Annotated in this window: 1 rRNA gene; it reads left to right on the forward strand. The window is 56.4% G+C overall.

Annotated features, from left to right (window positions below):
- Window positions 1-1392: ribosomal RNA gene (locus ACZ4M5_RS34675) — 23S ribosomal RNA — on the forward strand; the annotation flags it as partial.
- Between the last annotated feature and the right edge of the window lie 22 nt (window positions 1393-1414).

Raw genomic sequence — 1414 nt, forward strand, 5'->3', positions numbered from 1 at the left:
CTGAGACCTGATGCCGAGCCGATTGTGGTGAAGTGGATGATCCTATGCTGTCGAGAAAAGCCTCTAGCGAGTTTCATGGCGGCCCGTACCCTAAACCGACTCAGGTGGTCAGGTAGAGAATACCGAGGCGTTCGGGTGAACTATGGTTAAGGAACTCGGCAAAATGCCCCCGTAACTTCGGGAGAAGGGGGGCCACATCCGGTGAGAGCACTTGCTGCTCGAGCTGGGGGTGGCCGCAGAGACCAGCGAGAAGCGACTGTTTACTAAAAACACAGGTCCGTGCGAAGCCGTAAGGCGATGTATACGGACTGACGCCTGCCCGGTGCTGGAACGTTAAGGGGACCGGTTAGCTCCATTTCGGTGGGGCGAAGCTGAGAACTTAAGCGCCAGTAAACGGCGGTGGTAACTATAACCATCCTAAGGTAGCGAAATTCCTTGTCGGGTAAGTTCCGACCTGCACGAATGGCGTAACGACTTCTCGACTGTCTCAACCATAGGCCCGGTGAAATTGCACTACGAGTAAAGATGCTCGTTTCGCGCAGCAGGACGGAAAGACCCCGGGACCTTTACTACAGTTTGATATTGGTGTTCGGTTCGGCTTGTGTAGGATAGCTGGGAGACTGTGAACTCTGGACGCCAGTTCAGGGGGAGTCGTCGTTGAAATACCAGTCTGGTCGTGCTGGATGTCTAACCTGGGTCCGTGATCCGGATCAGGGACAGTGTCTGATGGGTAGTTTAACTGGGGCGGTTGCCTCCTAAAGAGTAACGGAGGCGCCCAAAGGTTCCCTCAGCCTGGTTGGTAATCAGGTGTTGAGTGTAAGTGCACAAGGGAGCTTGACTGTGAGACCGACGGGTCGAGCAGGGACGAAAGTCGGGACTAGTGATCCGGCGGTGGCTTGTGGAAGCGCCGTCGCTCAACGGATAAAAGGTACCCCGGGGATAACAGGCTGATCTTCCCCAAGAGTCCATATCGACGGGATGGTTTGGCACCTCGATGTCGGCTCGTCGCATCCTGGGGCTGGAGTCGGTCCCAAGGGTTGGGCTGTTCGCCCATTAAAGCGGTACGCGAGCTGGGTTTAGAACGTCGTGAGACAGTTCGGTCCCTATCCGCTGTGCGCGTAGGAGTCTTGAGAAGGGCTGTCCCTAGTACGAGAGGACCGGGACGGACGAACCTCTGGTGTGCCAGTTGTCCTGCCAAGGGCATGGCTGGTTGGCTACGTTCGGGAGGGATAACCGCTGAAAGCATCTAAGCGGGAAGCCTGCTTCGAGATGAGGACTCCCACCCACTTGATGGGGTAAGGCTCCCAGTAGACGACTGGGTTGATAGGCCGGATATGGAAGCACGGTAACGTGTGGAGTTGACCGGTACTAATAGGCCGAGGGCTTGTCCTCAGTTGCTCGCGTCCACTGTGTT

The organism is Streptomyces sp. NPDC026246 (assembly GCF_055567995.1).